General features: G+C 71.7%; 18 protein-coding genes and 1 tRNA gene. 10 read left to right on the forward strand and 9 right to left on the reverse strand.

The features are described 5' to 3' along the window. Positions 1–57 precede the first annotated feature (57 nt). Entirely contained in the window at positions 58–561 is a 504-nt protein-coding gene (locus WME79_RS02830; protein ID WP_437531533.1) for a hypothetical protein, read from the reverse strand. Positions 562–960: 399 nt separating this feature from the next. Here WME79_RS02830 and WME79_RS02835 point away from each other — a divergent pair, with 399 nt between their 5' ends. The 4 genes from WME79_RS02835 (at position 961) to WME79_RS02850 (ending at position 8,424) form a co-directional block, all read left to right on the forward strand. Then, a complete protein-coding gene (locus tag WME79_RS02835; protein ID WP_437531535.1) occupies positions 961–3,216 on the forward strand; it encodes an ATP-binding domain-containing protein in 2,256 nt (751 codons plus the stop codon). 160 nt (positions 3,217–3,376) lie between these two features. Continuing rightward, positions 3,377–3,453: transfer RNA gene (locus WME79_RS02840), tRNA-Met, on the forward strand. A gap of 1,022 nt (positions 3,454–4,475) precedes the next feature. Then, on the forward strand, positions 4,476–6,458 hold the full coding sequence (locus WME79_RS02845; protein WP_437531537.1) for a globin family protein: 1,983 nt from the start codon (positions 4,476–4,478) through the stop codon (positions 6,456–6,458). A gap of 85 nt (positions 6,459–6,543) precedes the next feature. After that, on the forward strand, positions 6,544–8,424 hold the full coding sequence (locus tag WME79_RS02850) for a protein kinase domain-containing protein (protein WP_437531538.1): 1,881 nt from the start codon (positions 6,544–6,546) through the stop codon (positions 8,422–8,424). Positions 8,425–8,524: 100 nt separating this feature from the next. On the opposite strand, the gene WME79_RS02855 is transcribed toward WME79_RS02850, so the two are convergent. Both WME79_RS02855 and WME79_RS02860 read right to left on the reverse strand, forming a co-directional pair. Continuing rightward, on the reverse strand, positions 8,525–9,298 hold the full coding sequence (locus WME79_RS02855; RefSeq protein ID WP_437531540.1) for a hypothetical protein: 774 nt from the start codon (positions 9,296–9,298) through the stop codon (positions 8,525–8,527). Positions 9,299–9,659: 361 nt separating this feature from the next. Then, entirely contained in the window at positions 9,660–10,943 is a 1,284-nt protein-coding gene (locus tag WME79_RS02860; protein ID WP_437531542.1) for an MFS transporter, read from the reverse strand. Between the two features lie 250 nt (positions 10,944–11,193). Between WME79_RS02860 and WME79_RS02865 the strand changes: the two genes are divergently transcribed. Then, complete coding sequence (locus tag WME79_RS02865; RefSeq protein ID WP_437531544.1) at positions 11,194–11,403, forward strand: hypothetical protein; 210 nt, start codon at positions 11,194–11,196, stop codon at positions 11,401–11,403. 20 nt (positions 11,404–11,423) lie between these two features. Here the strand turns inward: WME79_RS02865 and WME79_RS02870 are convergent, their stop codons facing one another. The 3 genes from WME79_RS02870 to WME79_RS02880 form a co-directional block, all read right to left on the reverse strand. Further along, complete coding sequence (locus tag WME79_RS02870) at positions 11,424–12,350, reverse strand: glutamate--tRNA ligase family protein (RefSeq protein ID WP_437531546.1); 927 nt, start codon at positions 12,348–12,350, stop codon at positions 11,424–11,426. Between the two features lie 67 nt (positions 12,351–12,417). Continuing rightward, the gene (locus WME79_RS02875; RefSeq protein WP_437531548.1) at positions 12,418–14,214 is read right to left on the reverse strand and encodes a glutamate--tRNA ligase; all 1,797 of its coding nucleotides are present in this window, start codon (positions 14,212–14,214) and stop codon (positions 12,418–12,420) included. A gap of 153 nt (positions 14,215–14,367) precedes the next feature. Continuing rightward, complete coding sequence (locus WME79_RS02880; RefSeq protein ID WP_437531550.1) at positions 14,368–16,122, reverse strand: adenylate/guanylate cyclase domain-containing protein; 1,755 nt, start codon at positions 16,120–16,122, stop codon at positions 14,368–14,370. 425 nt (positions 16,123–16,547) lie between these two features. Between WME79_RS02880 and WME79_RS02885 the strand changes: the two genes are divergently transcribed. After that, positions 16,548–17,255 (forward strand): hypothetical protein, encoded by a 708-nt coding sequence (locus WME79_RS02885; protein ID WP_437531551.1) that lies wholly within the window; start codon positions 16,548–16,550, stop codon positions 17,253–17,255. Between the two features lie 183 nt (positions 17,256–17,438). On the opposite strand, the gene WME79_RS02890 is transcribed toward WME79_RS02885, so the two are convergent. Then, a complete protein-coding gene (locus WME79_RS02890; protein WP_437531552.1) occupies positions 17,439–17,819 on the reverse strand; it encodes an Hsp20/alpha crystallin family protein in 381 nt (126 codons plus the stop codon). Positions 17,820–17,908: 89 nt separating this feature from the next. After that, entirely contained in the window at positions 17,909–18,373 is a 465-nt protein-coding gene (locus tag WME79_RS02895; protein WP_437531554.1) for an Hsp20/alpha crystallin family protein, read from the reverse strand. A gap of 315 nt (positions 18,374–18,688) precedes the next feature. Between WME79_RS02895 and WME79_RS02900 the strand changes: the two genes are divergently transcribed. Further along, positions 18,689–19,270, forward strand: a complete 582-nt coding sequence (locus tag WME79_RS02900; protein WP_437531556.1) for a YtfJ family protein — start codon at positions 18,689–18,691, stop codon at positions 19,268–19,270. A gap of 34 nt (positions 19,271–19,304) precedes the next feature. On the opposite strand, the gene WME79_RS02905 is transcribed toward WME79_RS02900, so the two are convergent. Continuing rightward, complete coding sequence (locus tag WME79_RS02905) at positions 19,305–20,219, reverse strand: MerR family transcriptional regulator (protein WP_437531558.1); 915 nt, start codon at positions 20,217–20,219, stop codon at positions 19,305–19,307. A gap of 160 nt (positions 20,220–20,379) precedes the next feature. Here WME79_RS02905 and WME79_RS02910 point away from each other — a divergent pair, with 160 nt between their 5' ends. Genes WME79_RS02910 through WME79_RS02920 form a run of 3 tightly spaced genes read left to right on the forward strand, consistent with a single transcriptional unit; the run spans position 20,380 to position 24,449 of the window. Continuing rightward, positions 20,380–21,990: a phytoene desaturase gene (locus tag WME79_RS02910; RefSeq protein WP_437531560.1), complete on the forward strand. Its 1,611-nt coding sequence runs from the start codon at positions 20,380–20,382 to the stop codon at positions 21,988–21,990. After that, the gene (locus tag WME79_RS02915) at positions 21,971–22,927 is read left to right on the forward strand and encodes a phytoene/squalene synthase family protein (RefSeq protein WP_437531562.1); all 957 of its coding nucleotides are present in this window, start codon (positions 21,971–21,973) and stop codon (positions 22,925–22,927) included. The genes WME79_RS02910 and WME79_RS02915 overlap by 20 nt, the downstream gene beginning before the upstream one ends. A gap of 43 nt (positions 22,928–22,970) precedes the next feature. Continuing rightward, complete coding sequence (locus WME79_RS02920) at positions 22,971–24,449, forward strand: lycopene cyclase (protein WP_437531564.1); 1,479 nt, start codon at positions 22,971–22,973, stop codon at positions 24,447–24,449. Positions 24,450–24,451 lie beyond the last annotated feature (2 nt).

The raw sequence follows: 24,451 nt of genomic DNA on the forward strand, positions 1-24,451 counted from the left end.
TCGCGCCGCGCCGCCCGCGGGCAGCGCGCGGTTTCGCTCAATCCCGCTCAGTCCCGCTCAGTTCAGGTCCTTGCTCGCAGGCTCGCTCCGCGGCGAGGGCTGCGCGCGGGCCGCGTCGAGGATCCGGTCGATCACCCTGAGCCCGGCCGCGAACATGTCCCGCTCAGCGCGCTCGCCGCCGGCGTGCACCTCGGCCGCCTTCTCCCGGAGGGCGAGCGCGTCGCGGCGGACGACCGGGAGGCGGGCCGCGCCCGCCGCCTCGGCGATGCACCCGGCGAGATCGTAGATGAGGAACGCGTCCTCCTCGCTGATCCGGGCCTCCGTGCGGCGCCCCTCGGCACGGGCGCGCGCCGGGGATCCGCCAGCGCGGTCCCCCCGGGCGTGCGGCGCGACCTCCCGATCGTCGTCGTCCCCGATCGAGCCCGAGGAGACGCGGTCGAGCAGGCTGGTCAGCTCGGCGCGGTAGGCGGCGAGGACCAGCGCGCAGAGCGCCCCGCGGTCGCGCAGCGAGAAGAGGATCAGCTCGAGGAGCCGGTCGGACCGGGTCGCGCAGTTTTGCATCGCTGCCTTTTACGGCGTCCGCCCACGTGACCTCAATCCAGAACGCCACCGCCCGCGGCGGATCCGCCCTCGGACGCGGGGCACGTTACGCACCGAGGGCGCTTGCGTGGCGCGTGGCGGCCCGCCGAGGCGCGAACCGCCCCCTCGAGGTGCGCCGAAACGCGCCGAAACGCTGATAGCGTGGGGGGCCCCACGCGGCGGTTGCGGAGCTGAGCCGGATCGGTCAATAGGTCCGACCCTCCTGCGTCAACGGGCCGCGACGGATGTCTGGCGTGCTGACGCTCCGGCTCAGCCTGTCACCTCATCCTCCATCGCATCGGCATCCCCGTGACCGCGAATCGTTCTACGAGCCCCACGCACACCCGAGATCAGTCCACCGCGCCGTCCTCGGCCACCGTCATGACATCCGCCCGGCCCACGCCGCCCACGGACAGCGCGCCCGGCGCCGGGCTGAGCGAGCGCGGCGCGGCGATCGTCGGCGAGGAGGAGGCGCTGCTCGCCCGCGTCACCGCGCACCTCGCCGCCGCCGCGACCAAGCCGTCGCGCCCGCCGCCTGCCGAGAACTACGAGGAGCAGCTCCTCTCGCTGCGCGATCAGATCGCGGCGGCGCGGCTGGAGGACGTGCCGGCGCTTGTGCAGCAGATGGAGCGCCTGCAAGGGATCGCCGCGCGGCGGAACGAGAACGTCGTCGAGCCCGTCGATCCGAAGTCGCCTTACTTCGGCCACCTGCGCCTCCGGGAGAAGGGCCGCCCCGAGCGCGACGTCCTCATCGGGCGCACGACGCTCGTCGACGCGAGCGCGGGCGTGCGGATCGTCGACTGGCGCCACGCCCCGGTCAGCCAGATCTACTACCGCTACGAGGAGGGCGCGGAGTACGAGGAGACCTTCGGCGAGCGCGACGTCGAGGGCACTGTGCTCGTGCGGCGCACCGTGACCATCGACGACGGCGAGCTCTATCGCATCTCGGCGCCGCAGGGGACGCTCGTGCGCGGGCCCTCGGGCGGCTTCCGCGAGATCGCGACGCGGTCGACCGAGCTCTCCGGCGGGCAGGGCAGCGCGGTGCGCCCCGAGGACATGCGCGACATCGCGCGCGCGGCGGCGGGCGGCGCCCGCGGCGGGCTCGGGACCGGGGCCGCGTTCCACGCCCGCGAGGACCGGCACCTCCCGGAGATCGCGGCGCTCCTCGACCCGCGGCAGTTCGAGCTCATCTCGAAGCCGGACGCCGGCATCGTGGTCATCCAGGGCGGCGCCGGCAGCGGCAAGACGACGATCGGCGTCCACCGGCTCGCCTTCCTCTCCTACAACGGAGGCCGCCGCTTCACCGCCGACAAGATGCTCGTCATCGTCGGCAGCCCCGCGCTCCGCGCGTACATCAGCGAGGCGCTCCCCGCGCTCGGCCTGGGCGGCATCGCGGTCGAGACGTTCTCCGAGTGGGCGCGCACAGCCCGGAAGCGCGCGTTCCCGTGGCTCGAGGCGCCGGTCGAGGAGAACACGCCCTCGGTCGTGACCCGCTACAAGACCCACCCGGCGATGCTCCACCTCCTCGAGCAGCGCGCGGGGGAGCTCAAGGACGACGCGCGGGCGCGGCGCGACTCGCGCGGCACCCTCGCGTTCTGGGCGGATGTGCTCACCGATCTCGACCGGGTGATGGCCGCCTTCGAGGCGGCGGGCGACCCCGAGTTCGGCCCGGAGCAGGTGAAGCGCGCGTGGCGCTGGTGCGCGGACCGCTGCCCGGCCGTGCTCGATCTCGACCCCGGCGACCGCGCCGAGCGCAAGGCGGCGATGGCCGACGAGCCCGCGGACGACGACGACGACCGGGGCGCGGACGCGCGCGAGGTCTCGAGCGACGACCGCGCGGTGCTCGACCCCGAGGACGACGCGCTCCTCCTGCGGGCGTACCAGCTGCTCCGGGGCGAGCTCCGCAAGGGGAAGAACGTGCTCGTCTACGAGCACCTCTTCGTGGACGAGGCGCAGGATCTCGCCCCGATCGACCTCGCGGTGCTGCTCGGCGTCGTGGCCGAGCCGCGCAGCGTGACGCTGGCGGGCGACACGGCGCAGCGGCTCTTCATGGACTCCGGCTTCCGCGACTGGCGGACGACGCTCGACGACCTCGGCCTGTCGCGGGTCGACGTCGAGCCGCTGCGCATCGCGTACCGCTCGACGCGCGAGGTGCTCGCGTTCGCCCGCGCGGTGCTGGGCCCGCTGGCGGATCCGACGCCGCCCCTCGCCCCGCGCAGCGGGGCGCCGGTCGAGCACCACCATTTCCCGAGCGCCGGCGCGGCCGTCGCGTTCCTGGCCGACGCGATCCGCCCGCTGTTCGCGCGCGAGCCCCGCGCCACGCTGGCGATCCTGGCGCGCCACCCCGAGCAGGCGGACGTCTACTACGACGCCCTCAGGATGGCGGAGATCCCGAACCTCCGGCGCGTGCGCGCCTACGACTTCGCGTTCCGCCCCGGCGTCGAGGTGACGGAGGTCCGGCAGGTGAAGGGCCTCGAGTACGACTATGTGGTGCTGGTCGACGTGAACGCGTCGACCTACTCGGCGGACGACGAGTCGCGGCACCTGCTCCACATCGGGGCGACGCGCGCGGCGCACCAGCTCTGGGTGATCTCGACGGCGGCGCCGTCGCCGCTCGTGCCGGACTGGCTGGGCTGAGGGGCAGGGGACGAAGGGACCGCCCGGGCGCAGCCGACGTGCGCCACCCTCGGCAGGCCTCGGCAGGCCTCGGAAAGCCTCCGAGGGGGAGATGGACACAATCGACACCGGGCCGTGAGAGAATCCTTGACCGCCGCGAGGCTGTGAGTAGATTCCCTCTCGCGCGGTGGAGCAGCCTGGTAGCTCGTCGGGCTCATAACCCGAAGGTCGTGGGTTCAAATCCCGCCCGCGCAACCACGACCCAAGTAGCAAGAGGACGCGAGGATTGGCCGAAAGGCCACCTCGCGTTTTTCGTTTTCAGGGTCATCCGCTGACGCCGAGCGTGATGTCGGAGAGGCGGTCTGAGCGATCCCGCCGTCCGGCCCCTTCAGGTGAGCGTTGCTCGTCGCGCGCTTTGCCTGCTCGCTTGGTGTGCGCCTCTCGGGCGAGGTCCTGGTCGTCCCGGCGGCGTCGCGCGCCCTGGGTCCAAGTCGTTCCATCGGAGCGCGGCGACACGGAGCGGATCGAGCGCCGAGCGCAAGGACGATAAGAGGCACACCCCTTCTGGAACACCAAGCGTCGATGAAGTGAACTCAATCGCTCTCTGCGGCTCCGGCGCGCTGCCGCTCCGATGCCCTGTCCGTCGGTGGCGAGCGCGTGGCACGCTGCGCTGCGCGGAGCGCGCGAGATGCGCTGAGGCGAGCTGATTCCATCAGCTCGTGATTCGCGGTGTGGTGGAGGTGCCGACGCCGCTCCTCCTCGCGGCATCCTTACGGGAGAAGGGGCCGCGGTCGGAGCCGCGGGCGATCCGGTCCGGTCGGACCCGTTGCGGACCGCCCGCCACCTGTCGTTCCGCGGTCGCACCCGTCGCGCGAGTCGCGGGTTGTATAAGTGGATCCTTCCGGGTCGGTGTCGCTCCGGGAGTGCGCACCGCTACGCGGCCGGCACAGGTGCCGTTCGCCAGCACCACATCCCCGGTCTCGGTCCGCTTGTCGCGCAGCCGCGCGCCCGGCGAGGTCGCCGCGATCTGCGCGCGTTGCTCGGGCGTTGCTCGCGCGTTGGTCGGGCGTTGGTCGGGCGTTGCTCGGGCGTTGGTCGCGTTGGTGCGCGCGCTTCCACAGGCGTCTCGCGCCGGCGGCGCAGCCCTCTCGCCGCGCCGTAGGCAGGCGCCGGCCCCGTGATGTAGGATGGCGATAGAGGCGGCTCCTGTGCTCTGAACACGCGCGCCGCGGCGCGCACCTCACCGGCGCATTCCCGGTAACCTCCAGCGGACAACCACGATGGCCAAACCGAACGATCCCTTCGCACCCTCGACCAACACGCGCGGCGCCGCGACGCCGGGGGATGCAGCCAAGCCGCAACGCAGCGTCAGCGCGCCCGCGCCCGCGGCGCGTGCGTTGCCCTCCACGGGGCCTGCCACCCAGCGAGGGCCGGGGGCCTACGGCGCGCCCGAGTTCCTCAACAAGGCGCGCAGCGCGCAGCCGCCGGAGCTCCTGAGCCAGCGCACCATCGAGCTCGTGCAGTGGTCCTGGGCGAAGGTGATGCCCATCTCGGACGCCGCGGCGGCGCTGTTCTATGAGCGCCTGTTCACGCTCGATCCCTCGGTGCGGCCGCTGTTCAAGAACGATATCGGCGAGCAGAAGAAGAAGCTCATGCAGACGCTCGCCGTGGCCGTCGATGGGCTGAACAACCTGCCCAAGCTCGTGCCGGTGCTGCAGGCCCTCGGCGTCCGGCACCAGGGCTATATGGTCGTCGATCGCCATTACGACCTGGTGGGCGAGGCGCTGCTCTGGACGCTGCGCGAGGGGCTCGGCGACGCCTTCTCGACCGACGTCGAGTCCGCGTGGAAAGAGGTCTACGGTGTGGTCGCGGACGTCATGAAGAAGGCCGCCGCGGCGCACGCGACCGTGGGCGTCGCGCAGCCGCACCCCTCGCCGGTCCCGGCCGGGAGGGACGCCCCGCGGATCGGCCCCTCGCAGCCGGCGCAGCGCTCGGCGCCCGTGGAGCAGGCGGTGCAGATGCCGAAGTCGGTGCCGCCGCCCTCGTCGACCAAGGCCTCGCGGACGCTCGTCGGGGTCGTGCCGCCCTGGCAGGGCGACCCGCCGCCGGCCCCCGCGCCCGCAGCCGCGCCCGCTGGCGCGCCGATCAGCCTGCGCACCATCGAGCTCGTGCAGCGATCGTGGGCGAAGGTGATGCCCATCTCGGACGCCGCGGCGGCGCTCTTCTACGACCGCCTCTTCGAGCTCGAGCCGTCGGTGCGGCCGCTGTTCAAGAACGACATGGCCGAGCAGAAGAAGAAGCTCATGCAGACGCTCGCCGTGGCCGTCGATGGGCTGAACAACCTGGGCAGGCTCGTGCCGGTGCTCCAGGCGCTCGGCGTCCGGCACCACGGCTACATGGTCGTCGATCGCCATTACGACGTGGTGGGCGAGGCGCTGCTCTGGACGCTGCGCGAAGGGCTGGGCGACGGCTTCACGCGCGACGTCGAGTCGGCATGGACCGAGGTCTACGGCGTGATCGCGGACGTCATGAAGAAGGCGGCCGCAGATCACGTCGCGAGCGGGGGCGGTCGCAAGGCCGACGCCGCGCCCGCGCGGGAGCGGGCGCCAGCGCAGCGGCCTCCCCTGTCCGAGCTGCGCGCGCCGGCCCCGTCGAGCGTCACGGAGGTGATGCCGGCGAAGAGGCGCCCGGGCCCGCTCGACGAGGACGCCGACACGCTGCACTACCAGACCAACCCCGCACATGAGGCCATGATGACCAGCGGTATCAACCACGAGGACTCCCGGGCGGCGGCGCGCCCGGCATCCGCAGCGCCCCCTGCCGTCGCGAGCGCGAGCCCGCAGGGGCTCGTCATCCCGTGGGCCGGCCAGGACATGGTCGTGAACGTCCATGTCAGGTTGGACGGTCCGCTGGTGACGGTCCCGGTCGCTTCGCCGTCGCTCGCGTCCCCGGCGGTCGCGGCGCCTGTCGTGCTGGAGCCGACAGGCCCGAGCGGCCTCGCCGCGGGGCTCGCGATCGCCCTGCTCTCGATCGCCGCCTCGATGGCCACGGCCATCCTGATGACGGTGGGCGGCGCCGACAAGGCTGCGGCCGGCGTGGGCGCCGCGGCCGGCGCGGGCGCCGCGCCCAACATCGCGTCCCTCGCGACCTACGCCGTGCCGATCATCGTCACGGTCCTCGTCCTCTCCGCGTTCACGATGGGACACATCCTGGGGCGGGGTCGGGCGCGGAGCGACGCGGGGCCCGGCGCGGGGCAGCTGTGAGCTCCTCGTGCGGGTCGTGAGCTGGAGCCGACGCATTCGCCCGGCGAGCGCAGGGGTTTGATGGCAAGATGGGAATGAGAGTCCGATGATCGCGGAGCCTGCGAGTACGCTGACCCACCTGGCGGGACAGTGGCTGGGACCATTCCAGCTGATCCAGCTGCTCGGCATCGGCGCGATGGGCGCCGTGTACCTGGCCAGGGACAGCGTGCTCCAGCGCGACGTCGCGGTGAAGCTGATCGCGAAGGGGAGCGCGGACACCGATCCCGAGCGGCGCGACCGCTTCCTGCGCGAGGCGCGCGCGGCGGCGCGCCTCCTCCACCCGAACGTGGTGCAGATCTTCCAGGTCGGCGAGGACGAGGACGTCCGCTACATCGCCATGGAGTACGTCCACGGCCTCACCATGGCGCAGGCGGCCAAGCAGCACGGCGGCCGCCTGCCGGAGCAGTTCGGGATCGAGAAGATGCGCGAGGCTGCGGCGGCGCTCGAGCTCGCGGCGTCGTTCGGCATCTCCCACCGCGACATCAAGCCCGCCAACCTCCTCCTCAATGCGTCGGGGACGCTCAAGATCGCCGACTTCGGTCTGGCGTCCCATCCAGAGAGCGGCCCGCTCGGGAGCAGCGCCGCCCGCACGCTGGAGGGCACGCCGTTCTACATGAGCCCGGAGCAATGGACCGGGCAAGACATCGCGCCTCCGTCGGACATCTACAGCCTCGGCTGCACGTTCTACCACCTGCTCGTGGGCAGGACGCCCTTCTCGGCGCGGGATCTCGCTGGCTGCTTCCAGGCGCATTGCCACGCGCCCGTCCCGGATCCGAAGCTGGCGATGCCGGACATCGATCCGCTCCTCGCGGAGCTCTTGCGCCGCTGCATGTCGAAGAGGCCGCAGGAGCGGCCGTCGGCCGGGCACATCGTGGCGTTCCTCGAGGACATGCTGATGCTCCGGCGCAGCAGCGTCAGGCCGCGAGAGATGCAGGAGCCGAAGAGCGCGCTGCTGGGCACACCCATGGATCTCGCCGATACGAGGATAAGCGAGCTCCCTGAGCCGCCGAGGGGCCCGCTCGCGACGCCGACGGGCACGATCCTGGTGAACAGCTCGACGGCCGTCGGGCACTTCACCGGCCAGTACAGCTACCGGGATCATTTCGGGCTGACCGGCTATCCGTTCAGCGACATCCGGCAGCCGAGCTACTTCTGGGACGCAGGCCCTTATGCCTGGATCCTGAGGACGCTGGCGTCGCAGATCGTCGCCGGGCAGCGCCCCGCGATCCTCGTGGGCGAGCCGGGGAGCGGCCGGACCTTCGTCTGTGAGATGATCAAGAACAAGGTCCCGCGGATCCATGTCTTCTCGATCGAGCCGCAGCTGCTCTTCGGGACGCGGCCGCTCGTGTCGCTGTGCAGGCAGGTGGGGGCGACGGCCATCACACCGACGCTGAGCCAGCAGTTCCTCGTCGACGCGTTCCTCGGGCAAGCGCTCCTCCGCGCCGGGTCGGACGCGATCGCGGTGCTGGTCGTCGACGGCGTCGATCCGGAGGATCACGATCTCCTGATGGAGCTCCATGACATCCTGCGCTGCGCCCCGGCGGGCAAGCTGTCGATGATCCTGGTGGGCGCCCCCGATCTCCCCGCGACCCTCGCCTCGAACGGCGTGCCTCGCGAGCTCTACTCCGGCGCTCAGTCGCTCCTCTTGCCCGGCATGACGCAGCAGGAAATGATCGAATACATCGACTTCAGGATGCGTTCGGTCGGAGGGAGCAGGCGGGGGCTCCAGCTGGACCTCGCGTCGCAGCAGCTGCTGCACGCGAGGAGCGGCGGCAGCCCGAAGCTCATCAACATCTACTGCCACAACGCGCTGACGATCGCCGCGCTCCAGGGCGAGACCGACGTGAGCCTGTCGTCCATCCGCCTGGGAATGAAGAGCAAGAGCTATCTCACCGCCGAGGCGGCCACGAACCTGATCCGGGGCTGAGCGCGCCTCCAGCGGGTCGCAAGGCGCGGCCGGAGCCGTCGTGCGCAGGGCAATCGCTGCGCGCTCGCGCGCTGGACAATCACCCGCATTCCTCGCCGCGTTAGCTGTCGTTTCCGGCGGTTCCGACTGGTGCGACCGTTCTGGCCGCTCCGGTCGCGGACGGCGCGCTCGGCGGCGCGGCGGGGAGGGGGTCGCGCCCTGGCATTGCGGCGAGCACCCCCGCGTCCGTCATCGGCGCGCGCGGCACGTTCAGGGCGCGTCCAATACGCGCCCTCGAATGCTTGTCGTTGTCGATGCACCTGCCGCGCGTGTATGCGCTGAGCCGGTCGCGCGGTTCCTGCTTCCGGCATGCTCCGAAAGATCCTTTGATCAGCGCGAGTCCGGCGCGAAAGCATTTCTCGCGATCCCCGACGAGATCCTCGTGCGACCACCCCTCCCGGGTCTTGCCGGCGCCGACGCGGACCTGGAGCAGACAGGAGTCGACCCCCGAGCCGCGCGCTAGCTTCCCGAGCCCGAGGTCCACGTCGCGACGGTAGCCGCTCTCGAAATACGCGATCGATAAGAGCAGCGCCATCGTCTCGGCTCGACCGCGCGGGCCGCCGAAGAGCGGCTTCAATGCAGGATCATAGGCAACCTTCGCCGCCGCGCGCGCGATCTCGTGGTAGCGCACGCGTCCTTCCTCGGGCGTCTCGACCGCGTCCTTGATGAAGCTCTTCCCAGGCGGGGCCCATGTCATCATGATACCAACAGCCCACGCGATAATCGTATCCATGAGACATGTAAGGTCCTCGGCTACCTCGGTGTCAAGCGATTCGGACAGCCTAGCTGGGATTGTCGTCGTGCGTTGTATGATCGCGTGCCGCTCAGTGTGCATTATAACGTCCTCGTCAAATCGCGAATGATTTGGGAAGCAGTGCGTCGTACGTGGTGCGCAATCGTTTTCGCACTGGATTTGCGTTCGGTTGCGTTCAGTTACGTTCAGTTGCGTTCCGTTACGTTTCGTTACGTTCCGTTACGTTCCGTTACGTTCCGTTCCGTTCCGTTCCGTTGCATTGGATTGCGCTCGGCCTGGCGAGATTGCGGGCGAGCTCGCGGTTAAATTCGCGCCGAGTTGTCTCGCGCGCTCGCCGCGGGGCTCACGAATGGATTGGTCGCCTCCAGCCCTCGAGAGCGCGACTGGCCCTCACCCGGCGTGGAGCGATGATGTGTTGCGCGCGCTCGACGCGCGGCGCGCGTCAGGCCTTCTCGGCGGCGTCTTCTTCGGAGGTGGCGCGCGTGTCTTCGAGCCGGTCGACCGCGCGCAGCTCGGGGAACAGCCATGCCCAGAGCAGCACGACCGCGATCGTCCCGAGGCCGCCGAACACCACGGTGGGCACGGTCCCGATGAGCCTCGCGAGGGTGCCCGACTCGAGCTCTCCGAGCTCGTTCGAGGCGCCGACGAACACCATGTTGACCGCGCTCACGCGGCCGCGCATCTCGGGCGGCGTGGCGAGCTGCTCCAGGGTCATCCGCACGACGACGCTCACCATGTCGGCTGCGCCCATCACGGTGAGCGCGACGAGCGAGAGGGGGAAGCTCCGCGACAGGCCGAACACGACGGCAGCGAGCCCGAAGAGCCCGACGCAGAGGAGCATCCTCGGCCCGGCGCGCCGCGTGATGGGCCGGAAGGCGAGGACCACGGCCATGAGCCCGGCCCCCACGGCCGGCGCGGCGCGCAGGAAGCCGAACCCCTGCGGGCCGACCCCGAGCACGTCGGTCGCGTAGATGGGCAGCAGCGCGACCGCGCCGCCCAGGAAGACGGCCACGAAGTCGAGCGAGATCGACGCGAGGAGGACCTTCTTCCGGTAGACGTAGCGCAGCCCGGCGAGCGCCGTGGCGAGCGACGGCGGCTTCCTCTCCAGGCGGCCGACGGGCGCCCGCACGGCCAGGGGCCCGGCGCACGCCGCGGCGAGCGCGAGGCTCGCGCTCAGGTACACGGGCGCAGGCGCCTTCCAGAGCGCGTAGAGCAGCCCGCCCAGGCTCGGCCCGCCGATGGCGCCGACCTGCCAGAGCGTCGATTGCCACGTCACCGCGTTCTGGAAGTGCTCCGCCGGCACGAGCGTGGGCAGGAGCGCCGAGCCGGCCGGCCCCTGGAAGGCGCGCACCGTTCCGAGGAGCACGAGGACCCCGTAGATCGCCGGCAAGCTCGGGCTCGGCGAGCGCGCGAGGAAGAAGAGCGCGAGCGCCGCGAGCGCCGAGGTGAGGTAGCAAACGACGAGGATCCGCCGCCGATCGAAGCGATCCGCCGCGTGCCCGGACGCCAGGGACAGCCCCGCCACAGGGAGGAACTGGGCGAGCCCCACATAACCGAGCGCGAGCGGATCTCGCGTGAGGTTGTAGATCTGGTACCCCACGGCGACCGATTGCATCTGGTACGCCACCGTGGCCAGCAGGCGGGCCGCCGCGTAGACGCAAAAATCGCGCGACGTGAAGGCGGCGAAGGGCGACGACGGCTTCAGGGCGGCGGGGGCGGTGGCCATGAACGAGTCCGGGCGACGTTCATGGCGCATTCCAGCGAGGGTCGCCAGGCTGCGGTGCTGCGGTTACGACCCGGGAGGTCGAGCGCCGGGTCGCTGCATCCGCGCGCCGTGGAGGGGTTGCAGCCCGCGCGCCGTGAAGGAGCAGGGACGTCCGGGCACCACGGCCGGTCATCGGGACGGTCACGTTCGCGTGGCCTCAGCGTGGAACACTGGCGCGCCGACGCGGACCTGTGGTAAGCGGCAGCCACACATGATGCTCCTTGGACATGACACCTCGTCGGGACGGGCGCGCGACCTCGCTGAGCAGGCGTGGCGCGCCTGGACGCTGTTTGGCAGCCGCTCCCGCCGCGGGCGTAATGGCCGGCGCGACGACGACGACGACGACGATCTCCCGCGGCCGAACGCGATCCTCACGTGGTTCCCGATGCTGGGGCGCGCCGTCTCGCCGCTGCCCGCCTGATCGCCTGATCTACGCGCCGCTCAGGGCCCGCTCGCCGTCAGCGTGAGCGAGCCGTCGCGGAGGCTCACGACGCGGTCTGCGGTCGCGACGCGCGACCAGTCGAACTCCCGGAGCAGCTCCGTCGGCGTGCACGGCTCGGGGCGATCCCGCAGGCCGACGCAGCAAGCGAGCGCGCCGGCGAGCGCGGGCGCGCTCTGGGCGAGCGCCGCCCCGCGCGCCGCGCCATGCGTCTTCGCCAGCTTGCCGCCGCGCTCCTCCAGGAGGAGCAGGTGGTGCCGGTAGACCGGCGCTGGCAGCCCGAGCAGCGCCTGGAGCGCCGCCTGCGTCGCGGTGCTCGGCGCGATGTCGCGCCCCCGGACGACGCGCGTGACGCCCGCTGCGCTGTCGTCGACCACCACCGCCAGCTGGTAGGAGAAGGCGCCGTCGCGCCGGCGAACCACGGGATCACCCATCGCGACCGCGGGCTCCTGCGACAGGTCGAGCCCGCCCTCGTCCAGGGGCCGGAACACGCCGTCCGGCAGCCGCGCCCGGATCGGCTCCACGCTCGCGCGCCACCCGCCAGGCGGCAGCGCGCGGCCGCGCGCGCGGTTGTCGTAGGCGAAGCCGCCGTCCGGGGCGCGCCGGCCGATCGCGCGCACCTCCTCGCGCGTCGCAGAGCAGGGGTACAGCGCGCCGAGCGCCTCGAGCCGGTCCATCGCCGCCTCGTGGTGCGCCCTCCGCGCGTGCTGCTCGACGCGCTCGTCGAAATCGAGCCCGAGCCACGCGAGATCCTCCTCGATCGCGCGCGCGAACTCGGGCCGGCAGCGGTCGGGATCGAGGTCCTCCAGCCGGAGGACCAGCCGCGCGCCCCGCGACCGCGCGTCCAGCCAGGAGAGCAGCGCCGCGGCGAGCGTGCCGAGGTGGGCGGGCCCGGTGGTCGACGGGGCGAACCGGCACACCTCGCTCATCGCTCTTCCTCCTGCCGCTGCCGGCCGCGCCCTCGTCGCGCGGCCCGCGGGCTCGTCACGCCGCGCCTCAGAGGAAGCGCGCGATGCGCGCCCGCACCCGCGGCTCGCCCAGCACCGCCATGACCTCGGTCAGATCAGGGCTGTTCCTGGTCCCACAGACCGCGACCCGGAGGAGCATCGAGACGTCGCCGACATGGCCCTTCCACGACTCGGGAGAGGCCTTGTACTGCTTCACCTCGCCCGCGTAGCCCGTGGCCACCGCGATCTGCCGGATCTTCTCGAACCATGCCTCCTTCGAGTCGGCCGGATCGAACGTGTCGAGCATCTGGCGGAGCAGCGGCTGGCGATCGCCCTCCGGGACGTTCTCGGGGAAATCGAACGCATCGACGCCGCTGTAGAGCTCGTCGTAGAAGAAGAAGAGCTGGGGCCGCAGGTCGGGCCAGGTGGTGATGCGCTTGTTCGACTTCTTGCCGCCGCGCTCGATGCCGAGCGCGCGCTTCGTGTACTCCGGATCTCGCTCCATCAGCGCGGCGAGCTCCTTGTCGTGCTCCCTGGCCCAGTCGAGGCCCTGGGCATAGACCTCCTCGGCGCTCATCCGGCTCACGACCGCCTGGCTCACGTTCTTCAGCTTCACCATGTCGCTCAGCGCGCCGCCGGGGGCGAGCTTGTTGAGCTTGAGGGGGAAGGCGGAATAGGGCTTGTCGGGGTTCGCCTTGCGCCAGTCCTCGAACGCGGAGTTGGCGATGTTGAGGAGGTACTCGATGGTGCCCGCCTCCGGGACGCCGATCTCCCGGTAATAGGCGATGTTCGCCTCGGGGTCCTTGCGCTTGCTCAGCTTGCGCCGCGCGTCCGAGACCTTCGTCTCGCCCGTCTCCGGGTCGACCTCTTCCGCGCGATCGAGCTTCTGGATCGGCGGGACGTGGGCGTATTCGACCGGCCTGAAGCCGAGCGTGCGGAAGAGCTGCAGGTGGAGCGGCATCGACGAGATCCACTCGTCGCCTCGGATCACGTGCGTCGTGCGCATCAGGTGATCGTCGATCGCGTGGGCGAAGTGGTAGGTCGGGATGCCGTCCGACTTGAGGAGGATGGTGTCGAGATCGTTGACGGGCATCGAGATGACGCCCTTCACGCCGTCCTTCCACTCGACGCGGCCGGAGACGTCGTCCGGGGCGCGCAGCCGGAGCACGAACGGGGTGCCGCCCGCGAGCGCCTCCTTCACCCGGGCGAGCGGCGCGTCGCGCCACTTCGCCCACCGGCCGTGGACCCCGGGCTTCACCGTGAGGGCCATCTGCTCCTGCCGGATGGCGTCGAGCTCCTCGACGGTGCAGAAGCAGGGGTAGGCGAAGCCGCGGCGGATGAGGTCGATCGCGTAATCCCGGTAGATCTCGACCCGCTCCGTCTGGATATAGGGGCCGTAGCTGCCCTGCTGCACGAACTCGCCTCGCGACGACGCGTCTCCGTCCTTCGCAGGCGCGCGGAGCACGCCCTCCTGAGGGGAGAGATCGAAGCGCGCGAGGGAGTCGACGATGGTGTCGAGCGCGCCGGGGATGGCGCGCTTCACGTCGGTGTCCTCGAGGCGGAGGTAGAAGACGCCCTCGCTCTGGAGCGACAGCCGCTTGTTGATGAGCGACACGAAGATGCCGCCAATGTGCATGAACCCGGTCGGGCTCGGCGCGTAGCGGGTGACCATCGCGCCTTTGGGCAGCGCGCGCCGGGGATAGCGGGCCTCGTACTCCTCGGGCCGCCTGGCCGACGCTGCGGCGTCGCCGAAGAGGAGGCGCACGAGCTCGTCGCGGTCCTCTCCGGGGCCCGGTTCGCGGACGGTGACGGGAAGCGTCGTCTCGTGCGGGGCCTGCTTGTCCATGAGGGCGCGTCGCTCCTGGTCTGACATCGGGCGGGCAGCCATTGCACGCCCGCCTGGCCTTGTCAATCGGCCGGGGGCCTCGTCAATCGGCCGGGCGCCTGTCAATCGCGTGGTAACGAGCGCGAACGAGCGTGGGTCGTGGCGCGCGCCGCGCTACTGCGGTGTGTTCTCGCCGATGAGCCAATAGGTCTTCATCGCGCCCTTGCCCTTGATCGCCACGAGGCCCCGCTCCTCGAGGAGGAAATCTCGCGCGAGCAGGGAATAGCTCGCCTCGCTCACCTGGATCCGACCGGGCTCTCCGCTCGACTCCATGCGGCTCGCCACGTTCACCGCGTCGCCCCAGAGGTCGTAGCTGAACTTCTTCTTGCCGATCACGCCGGCGATGACAGGCCCGGTGTTGATGCCGATCCTGAGCTGGAACGGCTCGCCGTCGTCGCCGACGAACTGGCGCACGGTGTGCGTCATGGCGATCGCCATCCGCGCGATGGCCCTCGCGTGATCGGGGCGCTGCGCCGGCAGCCCGCCGACGACCATATAGGCGTCTCCTATGGTCTTGATCTTCTCCAGTCCGTGCTGCTCGGCGAGCTGATCGAACGAGGAGAACATCCGGTTGAGCAGGCCGACGAGCTCCGCCGGGGGGAGCCGCGCGGCCAGCGGGGTGAAGCCCGCGATGTCCGCGAAGAGGACGGTCACCTCCTCGAAATGCTCGGCGATGAGCTGCTCGTGCTCCTTCAGCTGATCGGCGATCGTCCTCGGCAAGATGTTGAGGAGGAGCCGGTCCGAGCGCTCATGAGCTCGCTCTGCCGCCGCCTTCGCCTGCTCGAGCGCCGCCTTCTGCTGGCTCTGCCGCCGCGCGTTCGCCTCCAGGGCCGACAGCATGCCGTTGATCGAGCCGGTGAGGCGCGCGAGCTCATCGGTGCCCGGCATCGCGACCCGCGCCGAGAGGTCGCCGACGCCGCCGATCTCCGTGACCTCCCGGCTGAGGCGGGCGAGCCGGTACAGCACAAGCTTCTCCAGGAGCAGCAGCGTCACACCGCCGAAGACCAGGCCCACGACCACGGTCACGAGCACGAGATAACGCAATGTGTCATGGCCCATCCTGAGGATGGCCCGGTCATTGTCCACGCGCACGAGCAGCGCCGGCTTGCCGTCGATGTCGTTGAGGACGGTGTATCCGGCGATCCTGTCGCCACCGAGCGGGTGGACGAGGATCGGGTCGCGGTCGGACAGGGCGGCGCGCGCGTCGCGGAAGTCGTCGGGCAGCTGGGGATCGTCGAGGCGGCGCACGGCGAGCGAGAGGCCGGCGGGCTCGGTGAGGCGCCTGATCTCGGCGTCGGTCAAGAAGCGCCCGAACGTGACGGTGCCGGCGACCGGTCCGCGGCCGGAGCTGCCGACGCTCGGCTGGGAACAGAGGAGCATCGGCCCGTCCGGCAAGAGGACGATGCCGCCTCGGACGGCGTTGCCGGGCGTGTCCCGCCCGAAGAGGAGATCGCCGACGCGGAGCCGCTCGGCGACGCCGCGCGGCAGGGGGGCCCAGCTCTTCGTGGCGTGGTTGTAGCCGGTGCTGTACACGGGGGTTCCGTCGGCGCCGGCGAAGACCGCGAGATCGATCCGGGCGATGTCGAAGAGCTGGGCGACGAGGTTCGAGCGAACGAACTCCTGATTGCCGTCCTGCACGAACGCGTAGGCGTCGTCCCACTGGCTCCAGTCGGTCCAGCGGGCGTTGAAGTCGCTGCTGGCCTGGCGGAAGAGGTTGAGCGCCACCTGCACGGTGCGGCGGGTGTCCTGCGCCTCGGCGGCCATCGAGTTGGCGAGGAGCGCCCTCGAGGACACGCCGTACAGGGCAAAGCTGAGCCCGAGCAGCGTGGCGGTGATCGCCAGCAGCGTCTTCGCGCGCAGCGAGAGCAAGGCGTCGAGGGTGGGCTTCAGCGGCGCCGAGACTATCGAAATGCGCGACGTCGCGGAAGCGCGCCGGCACCAGCCGGGACGGCGCGGGCCCGCGGGCGGGTGGGGGGAGGGGGCGCGGCGCCCCTGGTCCGGTCCGCGCCGCGCTGGCGTGGAGGGGTCTCCGGGACGGGCCCGGAGGTGAGGTCTCCTTACTCATCTCACGGTGGTACGCCAGGCATCGAGTCGCGGATGTGTAACGAGGACGTTACCGTCAGCGGCTTCGGGCCGAGTCCCTCATCGATTTTCGAGGAAATTCAGGTTCGAGGTAATGAAAACAACTTGAACGGTTGTCGCCGTTTCTGGCGGTGATGAACGACGCCACGGTATCTCACTTTGCCTCGTGGCTTCCTTGGACCGCTGTCGCGAGAGCAGATAGAATGCGTGCAATGCACACGCCCGGCCGGCTGCTTGTCGTTCCTGCGGTCCTTCTCACCCTCGCCGCGTGCGCCAACGGCACCGACGATCTGCTGCCCGGATACTACGAGGAGCAGGCTGGCGGCGGCGGACTCGGCGGTGATGGCGGCGCCGGAGGGGGAGACCTGTCCGTGAGCTCGAGTTCAAGCGTGAGCGTCGGCTCCACCGGGGTCGGCGGCGCTGAAGGCGAGGGCGGTGACGCCGGCAGCAATGAAGGCGACGGGGGCGAGGGCGGCGGTGGGGGAGCGGTGGCCGAGTGCGACTATGCGGCGCCGAACACGTGCGCTCTCGCAGCGGATCTCGGGACGCTCCCGGGCGATGACGGCGCGGATTGGGCTGCGGAGACAGCGACAGGAACCACGTCGAAGTGGTTCAAGGTCCGTGTCATGGATGAGGTGAACTGGCCCGGTACCGAGCGCTTTCAAGCGACGCTCACCTCCCCGCCGGGGATGAATTTTGATCTGATCGTCTATCAGGGGGAGATCGAGGTGAATGCGTCGGATTGCTTCGCGTCCGGCGTCAGGGGGCAAGGAACACCTGAGTCCTTCATGACGACATGGAATGATCGCACTGGCCCGGACGATCACCTCTGGTTTCTCATCGAGGTGCGTCATGTGGATGGTACCGCGTGCGGCGAGGACGCGAAGTGGACCCTGACCGTCGAAGGCAGGGCGCCGTAACCGGACGTTCGCGCTGGCGCACGAAGCGATGCAGGGTGAGCCGAAACCAGCGTCTCCAGGACAGGGCTCCTCGGCCGAGGGCGCCCCGGATCGCGCGAAAGGCACCGCGCGCCGCCCCGACGCCGCCCCGGAGGGGGTCGCCGGTGATCGGCAACACGGTGCCTCGACACCTCGCATATCGCCTCAGCTCACGCGGATCGGGATCTGACGCGGCTTGAGCGACGCGCTCTTCGGCAGGTGGATCCGCAGGACGCCCGCCCGCAGATCCGCGGAGATCTTCTCGGAATCGATGCCCTGCGGGACCACGAAGCTGCGGCGGAAGTCCGGCAGGCCCTCCGCGCCCAGCTCCCGCTCGGCCGCCTCGGTCCGCCGGCCCTCGAAGGTGAGCTCCCCCTTCTCCACGCGGACGGCCAGGCGATCCTGATTCACGCCCGGGAGATCCGCCACGACCAGGAGCTCTTCGGCGCTCTCATAGATGTCGACCGCCGGCGCCACCGCAGGGCGCTGCTGGATCTTCTCGGGGTTGTTCTCGGCACGGTGGGTCAAGCTGCGATCGGTGCTCATGTTCATCGCTCCTTCCTCGGTACACGCCAGATCCGCTCATCGCAGGATCGTCGCTCTCCTCTTCCTTCGTTCTTCAGCTCTCAGCTCGCTCAGCGAGCCGTCACCGCGATCTGCCGCGGCTGCGCCTCGGCGGCCTTGTTCAGCGTGAGCGTCAGCACGCCGTTCTTCATGACCGCTGTCGTCTTCTCCGGATCGACCTTGCTCGGCAGCGTGAAGCTCCGGCTGAAGCGCACCCCGCCCCGCTCCTTGCGGTGGACGAGGTAGCCCTCCGGCGCATCCGACTTGCGCTCGCCGCTCAGCGTCAGGACGTCCTGATTCAGCGAGATCTGGACATCCTTCTCTGCCAGACCCGGGAGATCGGCCTTGATGACAAGGGCGCTCCCCGTGTCGAACAGGTGGATGCGCGGACCCCCCGCGTACCGGGACGTCTGGTCGAAATCGCCGCGGAGCGACGCGCGGGGCGCGTCCACCTCCTCGAACACCCAATCCAGGCGCCGGCGAAGCTCATCCATCATGGCAAACGCGCGATCAAATTCCGTGGTTCGGTGCAGCATGGTCAATCCTCCATGACCGCCGCGCGCGGCGCGCGCCGGGGCTCCGCCCGCGGCGCCGTCACCCTGCTCGCGACGGTCGATTTGTTGTAGCGTTACGGGACCTTGGCTCCGAGAGCCGGTCTCTTCGCACCGCCCAATCTTTGCACGGCACGTGGGGTGTCAAGAGCACGGCCAGCCGCCGCCCCTCCGAAGCAGACCGCCGGGAGAGGTGGTGGCGACCGGCCTCGTCGGAGCCAGCCATGCCGGCGCCCGGTAGAGCCTGCCGCCTTGAACAGCCCTAGGAGCGCATCCCGGAAAGCGCTAGAGACCCCGGACATGCAGCCCTGCCCGCCCGCCTCCCGCCGCCGCGGCGCCGTTGCCGCCCGCCTCCGCTCGGTCGCCTCCGCCGCGGCGCTGTCCCTGGCGCTGATCTCGGGCGCCGCGCTGGCGCTGCCCTCGGAGGGCGACCGGGCGCCGAACGCGCGCGTCGAGGACGCCGACGGCCGCGAGCTCCAGCTCAAGGCGCTTCAAGGCAAGCCGATCCTCATCGTCTACGAAGACAAGGACTCGAAGACCCAGAACCAGGCGCTCAAGGACGCGCTGGCGAAGCTCACGAAAGGCGACCGCTACCGGCGGGGCATCGCCGTCGCCGCGATCGCCGACGTCAGCTCCTACGACTTCTGGCCGGCGCGAGGGTTCGTGAAGGACGCCATCCGGGAGGAGTCGAGGAAGGTCGGCGGGACCATCTATTGCGACTGGGACGGCTCCTTCCGTACGGCCTACAAGCTCCGCCGCGGCGTCAGCAACGTCGTCGTGGTCGGCAAGAACGGCCACGTGCTCTTCGCGGCCGAAGGCGCCTTGAAGCCGGAGTCGCAGAGCAAGGTCATCGAGCTGCTCCGCAAGGAAGTCGAGGGCTGACCGCAGCGAACGCCCCGGCCGGCGGGGCGCGCGCTCAGCGCCCGTCCTTGCGGCGCCGCCGCGCGTGCAGCGCGGACTCGATCTGCGCGCGGATCTCCGCCGCCTCCGCGGCCGCCACGAGGCCGCCGCGCGCCTCGATGAAGGGCCGGAGCGCCCCGGCGCCCGCGCCGCCCACGATCCACGGCGCGCCACGGCACGCGTCCGCGTAGGCGTCGATGAGCTCCCGCGCCGCCGGCGGGAGCGGCGGGATCGCGACCGTCAGCGCGACGAGGTCCGGCGCGAGCGCCTCGACCGCCCGCGCGATCGCGGCGGGCGGCGTCCTCGCGCCGAGCACGACGGAGCGGAAGCCCCACGAGCAGAAGCGCAGGCCGATGCCGAACAGCCCGAGCACGTGATCCTCGTCGGCGAAGGCCGCGAGCAGCACGCGCCGCCCGCTCTCGCCGGGCTGCGCGAGCCGCAAGAGGTGCAGCAGCGTCGCGCCGAGGACCTGCGAGGCGAGGTGCTCCTGCGCGACCGTGATCTTCCCCGCGAGCCAGAGATCGCCGATGCGCTCGAGCGCCGGGCCGAGCGCGCGCTCGAAGATCGTCACCGCCGGGCCGAGCGAGAGGGCCCGGTTCACCTCGGCCTCGAGGCCGTCAGGATCGAACCGGACGGCGGCGTCGACGATACGCTCGCTCGCCCTCGCGAACGCGTCGCCGCCGCTCGGGCCCGCCGGCGCGCGAGGCGCTGCCGCCTCGAGCACCATGCGCGCCGCCTCGGCCGCGGCGATCCCGCCGTTCACGTGGTCGCGCATCTTCTTGATCACCGCCACATCGTCGTCGCTGTACAGGCGGTACGCCGACGCTGTGCGCGCAGGCGACGGCACGCCATAACGGCGCTCCCACGCACGCAGCGTCGCCGAGGACACGCCACACATCTCCGAGACGACATGGATTCTGTAGCGGCTCAACTGGATAAACCTTGCTAGGACCCGCCGAGCCGCGGCCGTCCGCGCCGGCCCGGCGCACCGGGATGCATCGGAACGGCGGGCAGCGAGGCCCAGAAAGACCCCCTCCTGCCGACGTCTTTCGCCTTTGTCAAAGGCTAGGACAAACATTATACTGGACGTCATGCAAAACACCAGCGCTTCTTCGGCGCAGGATCCGGCGCATCCGGCGAGGCCTGACGCCTCGCCGGGCGACGAGGTGGCCGCTCCCCCGCGAGCGGCCCGCGCGCGCGGCGTCCTCCGCGGAGCGCGCGCGCCGCGCGCCGTCGTGATCGGCAGCGGCTTCGGGGGCCTCGCGGCGGCCGTCCGGCTCGGGGTGCGGGGCTACGACGTCACGGTCGTCGAGAAGCTCGACGAGCCGGGCGGGCGCGCGTACGTCCACCGCCAGGACGGGTTCACCTTCGACGCGGGGCCGACCGTCATCACGGCGCCGTTCCTCCTCGAAGAGCTCTGGCAGCTCTGCGGCCGGAACATGGCCGACGACATCGATCTGCGGCCCGTGGCGCCGTTCTACCGGATCCGGTTCCACGACGGCGCGACGTTCGACTACACGGGCGACGCCGCCGCGATGCGCGCCGAGGTCGCGCGCTTCTCACCCGGAGACGTCGAGGGCTACGAGCGCTTCGTCCGGCGGAGCGAGGCGATCTTCCGCGTCGGGTTCGAGGAGCTGGCGCACGTGCCGTTCGGGTCGTGGACGGACATGGCGCGCATCGTGCCGGACATGGTGCGGCTCGAGAGCTACCGCACGGTGTACGGCCTGGTCGCGAAGCACGTGAAGGACGATCGCCTGCGCCAGGTGCTGAGCTTCCACCCGCTGCTCGTCGGCGGGAACCCGTTCTCGACGACCTCGATCTACAGCCTGATCGCGTTCCTCGAGCGCAACTGGGGCGTCCACTTCCCGATCGGCGGCACGGGCGCGCTGGTGAAGGGGCTCGTGTCGCTCATCGAGGGCCTCGGCGGCTCCGTGCGGTGCGGCGCCGAGGTGCGGCGCATCTCCGTGGAGGGCGGCCGCGCCCGGGGCGTGGAGCTCGCGTCGGGGGAGCGGCTCGCCGCCGACGTCGTGGTCTCGAACGCGGACTCGGCGTGGACCTACCGGCACCTCGTGCCCCCCGAGGCGCGGAAGCGCTGGACCGACCGGCGCATCGAGCGGCAGCGCTACTCGATGAGCCTCTTCGTGTGGTACTTCGGCACGCGCCGGCAGTACCCGGGCGTCGCTCACCACACGATCCTCCTCGGCCCGCGCTACAAGCCGCTGCTCGAGGACATCTTCGAGAAGCACGTGCTCGCCGACGACTTCAGCCTGTACCTGCACCGCCCGACCGCGACCGATCCGGCGCTCGCCCCGCCCGGCTGTGACGCGTTCTACGTGCTGTCCCCGGTGCCGAACCTGCTCAGCGGCACCCACTGGCCCACGGCCCAGGAGCGGTACCGGCGCTCCATCTCGGCGCTGCTCGAGGCGACGCTCCTGCCAGGGCTGGAGGGCGCGCTCGCGAGCTCGCGGCTCCTCACGCCGCAGGACTTCCAGGACCGGCTGCTGTCGTTCCGGGGCGCGGCGTTCGGGCCGGAGCCGGTGCTCGCGCAGAGCGCCTTCTTCCGGCCCCACAACGCGAGCGAGGACATCGAGCGCCTCTACCTCGTCGGGGCAGGCACACACCCGGGCGCCGGTCTGCCCGGGGTGCTCTCGTCGGCCCGCGTGCTGGATCGGGTGGTCCCGGATGCATCGAAGCTCGCCTGAAGCGTCGGCGGCGGACTTCGCCGCGTGCAGGGACCTCCTGCGCAAGGGGTCGAAGAGCTTCGCCGCGGCGGCGCTCCTCCTGCCCGCGCGGGTCAGGGAGCCGGCGGCGGCGTTCTACGCGTTCTGCAGGGTCGCCGACGACGCTGTCGACGAGCTCGGGGAGCACGCGCCGCCGTCCGCGGCCGCGGCCGCCGTCGCGACGCTGCGGGAGCGGCTCGCGCGCGCTGCGACGGGCAGGCCGGACGACAGCCCGGTCGATCGCGCGCTCGCCCACGTCATGGCGGAGCACGGGCTGCCGCGCGCGTTCATCGAGGCGCTGCTCGAGGGGTTCGCGTGGGACGCGGAGGGGCGCCGCTACGAGACGCTCTCGGACCTGAACGCCTACGCGGCGCGCGTCGCGGGCACCGTGGGCGCGACGATGTCGACGCTCATGGGGGCGCGGGGGCCCGACGCGCTCGCGCGGGCGTGCGACCTGGGCGTCGCCATGCAGCTCACGAACATCGCGCGCGACGTCGGCGAGGACGCGCGGCGCGGGCGGATTTACCTGCCGCTCGCCTGGATGCGGGAGGCCGGGATCGCGCCGGACGGGTGGCTCGCGCGGCCGGTGTTCGACGACCGGCTGGGGCGGCTCGTGGCGCGGCTGCTCGCCGAGGCAGAGGCGCTCTACCTCCGCGCGGGCGCCGGCATCCCGATGCTGCCGCGCGACTGCCGCCCCGCGATCCAGGCGGCGCGGCTCATCTACGCCGACATCGGGCGGGTCATCGCGCGCCAAGGCTTCGATTCGGTGTCGACACGCGCCGTGGTGTCGCCAGGCCGCAAGGCGTGGCTCGTGCTGCGGGCGTTGCTCCGCAGGTCCGTCGCAAGCGCGGAGGCCCGCGAGCACGGCGCGGCGCCGCCGCTCGACGAGGTCCGCTTCCTCCTGGAGGCGGCGCGATGAGCGCCGGCGCAAGCGGCGCGATGAGCGCCCTGGTGGGAGCGCGATGAGCGGCGGCGGCGCGTCCGGCTCCGCGGCGCGAGAGATCGACGCGGCGCGGGGGCGCGTGCGCGAGGCGGGCGGCGAGGCGCTGCTCGCGCGCCTCGAGCACCTCGACGCGGCGCGGGCCGCCCCGGCGCCTCGGCCGGGACCCTCGCCGCGGCCGCCGGATCGGGGCGCGATCGCCGATTACGACGTGGTCGTCGCGGGCGGTGGGCTGTCGCTCCTGCTCGCGCCGCTGCTCGCGTCGGCCGGGCTGCGCGTCGCGGTGCTCGACCGGGCGCGGATCGGCGCCGCGCACCGGGAGTGGAACGCCGGGACGGCCGAGGTGGCCGCGCTGTCGGCGTCGGGGATCTTCACGGGGGACGAGATCGAGCGGCTCGTCATCGCCCGCTACGTCGAGGGGCTCTGCCGCTGGCACGGCGGCGGGACGTACCCGGTGCGCGGCGTGCTCGACCACGCCATCGACGCGGGGGGGCTGCTCGCCGCGGCGCGGGCCCGGGCCGCGGCGCTGGGGGTGACGCTGCTCGACGGGCACGCGCTCCTCGGGCACGCGGAGGGGCCGGACGCGGTCGCGCTCGCCGTGGCCGAGGCGCAGCCGGGCGCCGCGCCGCGCGCGCTGTCCGCGCGGCTCCTCGTCGACGCGCGCGGGGCGGCGAGCCCCTACGCGACCGCGGACCTCCTCTGCCCGACCGTCGGCGGCGTGCTCACGGGGCTCTCGGAGGGCGACGGGGAGCGGCGGATCCGGCCGGACGTCGGCGAGATCCTCGCCACAACGGAGGACGTCGAGGAGGGCAGGCAGCACCTCTGGGAGGCGTTCCCGGGGCGGCCGGGCGAGACGACGATCTACCTCTTCTATTACGCGCGCTCCGGGGACGTCGGGCCCGGCGCGCTCCTGTCGCTCTACGCGCGGTTCTTCCGGCTCCTCTCGCGCTACAAGGAGGGCGACGCGCGCCTCGTCCGCCCGACGTTCGGGTTCATCCCCGGCTGGTCGCGGCTGTCGGCCGCGCCGCGCGCGCCGGGGCGCCGGGTGCGGCTCGTGGGGGACGCGGCGGCGCGGCACTCGCCGCTGACGTTCTGCGGCTTCGGCGCGAACGTGCGCGAGCTCGCGACGACGGCCGCCGAGCTGGCGCGGGCTGTCCGGGAGCCGGGCGCGCGTCGTACGTTGGCCGCGGCGCGTGACGCGCCGGTGCACTCGGGCACCGGCGCGCTCGCGGCCCTCATGGCGAAGCCCGCCGGCGGGGCGAGGGCAGGGGAGATGAACGCGCTCCTCAACACGGCCTTCGCCGTGCTCCACGCGATGGGCAACGACGCGTACGCGGCGCTGCTGCGCGACGAGATGCAGCCGGCCGATTTCGTGAGGTTTTTGCGGGAGACGGCGGCGCGGCGGCCCGAGGTGTACCGCGAGGTCGTGAGCGCGCTGCCGCTCCGGGCCATCGGCCGCTGGGGGGCCGGGCTCGCGAGGGAGCTCTACCGCGCCCGCTGAAG

The sequence above is a fragment of the Sorangium sp. So ce726 genome, from assembly GCF_051521405.1.
Taxonomy (GTDB): Bacteria; Myxococcota_A; Polyangia; order Polyangiales; family Polyangiaceae; genus Sorangium.